This is a genomic window from Kineococcus rhizosphaerae (assembly GCF_003002055.1).
GTDB classification, from domain to species: domain Bacteria; phylum Actinomycetota; class Actinomycetes; order Actinomycetales; family Kineococcaceae; genus Kineococcus; species Kineococcus rhizosphaerae.
This window is the reverse complement of sequence record NZ_PVZF01000050.1, coordinates 1-2684: the sequence shown is the minus strand read 5'-3', so window position 1 is coordinate 2684 and position 2684 is coordinate 1. Positions and strand designations below refer to the sequence as shown.

The 2684-nt window shown below is 66.7% G+C and carries 3 protein-coding genes; all 3 read left to right on the top strand.

What is annotated here, in order from left to right; all coding sequences use genetic code 11:
• Window positions 1–688 precede the first annotated feature (688 nt).
• Window positions 689–1243: an LbetaH domain-containing protein gene (locus CLV37_RS26800; protein WP_106215790.1), complete on the top strand. Its 555-nt coding sequence runs from the start codon at window positions 689–691 to the stop codon at window positions 1241–1243.
• A gap of 391 nt (window positions 1244–1634) precedes the next feature.
• Window positions 1635–2453, top strand: a complete 819-nt coding sequence (locus CLV37_RS26795; RefSeq protein WP_146149642.1) for a hypothetical protein — start codon at window positions 1635–1637, stop codon at window positions 2451–2453.
• Window positions 2454–2543: 90 nt separating this feature from the next.
• The coding region (locus tag CLV37_RS29170; protein WP_146149480.1) for a transposase at window positions 2544–2684 on the top strand (141 nt) is incomplete at its 3' end.

Here is a 2684-nt window from a genome sequence, read left to right as displayed (position 1 = left end):
CGCCGCAGGCAAAGCGGTCTGGGCCGATTGACCCCCATCGAGTACGAGACCATCATGACCACATCGGTCGCCCTGACCGCGTGACGTAGCTGTCATAGATCAGTGCAGCAGACCCCAGCTTCCGTACGCCTGGGAGGTTTGTACTCGCTGCAGCGACTGGCCCTCTCAACGCAATCCGCGACCAAGGACGCCCCAGAGTTAGAACCAACGTTGGACAGGCTGCCGGTCATCTTGGACATCATCTGCGCCTACCTTCGCCAGCCGTTTCACCACCCAGCCCACGACTGGAACCCGGCCGCCGAACAAGACGACATCGCGGCAGATTCGCCGCCCCGCGCGTGGTGGCCCGAGAACCAGAAGGAACGCGACGAGCGCGACGCTGAACGGGAAGTCAGACGCACCGCCGTCCGCCTGATCGCCACGCTGCTCCCTACGGCCACCGCAACGGCGCCGGGGCCCACTTCACAGCACTCCGAACGTGCACCGCTGGGGATCAACTTGGACGGCGCGATGCTCGACGAACTTGACCTAACCGGCCGGCGCACAGGCCAGCTTCAGCTGACGGGCGCGTACATCGCTGGTGGCCTCCGGCTGGGCGGCGGCACGTACATCGCTGGTGGCCTCCGGCTCGGCGAGGGCACGCACATCGTAGGTGGCCTCCTGCTGGGCGAGGGCACGCACATCGTAGGTGGCCTCCTGCTGGGCGAGGGCGCGGACATCGGCTGGCCTCTGGCTGGGCGAGGGCGCGCACATCGTCGCCGGCCTCTGGCTGTCCCAGGGCGCGCATATTGACGAATCCCTCAGACTGGAGAAGGGCGCGTATATTAGCAACACTCTCGAGCTGCGCGAGGGCGCTTACATCAACGGCACCCTCTTGCTGCGCGAGGGCGCGCGCATCACCGGCGGCCTTTCGATGAGTGAGGGCGCGTACATCGCTGGCGTCCTGCGGCTGGAGAATGGCGCGTACATCGACGAGGGCATCTCGCTGGGCGAAGGCGCGCACATCGACAGAGGCCTCTGGCTGGGCGAAGGTACGCACATCGACGGCGACCTCGAACTGGGCGAGAGAGCGCATATCGACAGCCTCCTCCAGCTGGGTAAGGGCACACGCATCAATGGCACCCTCACACTGGGCTGGGACGCCAGGCTACCCCCGGTTAATTTGCACCCCGGCAGCCTTGTTGCGAGCAAGTGGTTCGCCGACGCAGGCGTGACAGTAAGCCAGTCGCCCGATGCAATATGACAGGCCTGAGCGAGGAGGAGCAGGTGGCCTCAACGCCGGGACGGAACCACCGGACGGTGCCTGCCATTGTGGTGTACAGCGCCGTCCAGTGGGGGCGAGGAGTACCGACAGGTGCAAGAAGTAGCTGCAATCTAACGATCATCAGCTGATGAGTGTCGATGAGCGAGAACGCCGTAGTGCGGCTGCTGCCCCAGGACCCGCGCGACATGGTCCCCTCCGCGGTCCGGGGCCTAAACCGTCCTCGCTGAGGTCAGCGCGGTCCCCCCTCAGTCATGCAGCGCCCTGCGCGGGAGTCGATGCAGGCGATGGTGTGGGTGCTGCCCGCCGCCGTGGGGGCATCGAGGACGAGCCCAGCAGCGCACAGGCCGCGAGGATCACCGATGCTGTTCTCGTGGACTTCGACCTGGACGCCTCAGCCACAGCCGTTAAAGCGTGGAGCCAGATCCGGCTGCCGTTCAAGCCCCGCGACCAGGATCAGGTGAGATACCTCCAGAAGCTGAAGGAAGCGATAGCTGCCCTGGATCCCCACACCGGGCAGGCGTTGCTGGCTGAGTACCTCAGCCCGGATCACGCCTTCGTGGACGTGGAGAACGTCCTGCTCTACAACGTCGGGACGGCTGTCTTCGCTCCTGTCGTCGCGGCAGGGATCACCTGCCGGCGGGGGCGCGCCCCCGATGAGCACCACCACGTCAGCTACCGCGTCGTGCCGTCTCCTCCTGAGCCCGGCGGCGGGCCGTTGATCGGCCAGGTCGCAGCCGACCTTGAGACTGCGCTACCCAAGACCGCCGGACAGTGGTGGGCGGCCCTGCGCGAATCCGCCATCACCCCGCAGCCCTGCCACCCACCCGCGAGCAGCGCCCCCGCTTTCACCGTGGACGTCACCCTCACCAGCCCGGACCCGACGCGAGTACGCCTGCCCGGGCTGCTCAAGTCGCTGCTGGATGGGCTGATTAGCTGCTTTCACACTCACGACAGCACGAACGCGGCCGTGCTGCAGCAGCGGCTGGCGGCCTCTGGTCTGCCTGCCCACGGATGGGACCTGCTGATGGACGACACCACGAACAGACTGGGGACCCGTCCCCTCCTACGGCCCCACGGCGAGAGCATCGCGTGGAATCCGGCCGACGAGCGGTGCGAAGCCTTCCGAGTGGCTGTCCAGGCAGGCTCATCGTGGTCCCTCGCCGCCCAGCTGCGCGAGCACGCGCCGTAAGCGACAGCGTCCCTAGCTGCCGGCGAACCCGGAGCACGCTGAGCAAGGCGCCCCCCGCATACCGTTGGGCGGACTTAGTGACTGTTTCAGATGTGGGTCTTGGTAGGGCATGCTGCTGAGGTGGCTGGCGATCGTGAGGCGTATCCCTCTGACCTCAGCGATGCGGAGTGGGAGCTCATCGAGCCGCTGCTACCCAAGCAGGGCCGGATGGGTAGACCGCGCCAAGACCTG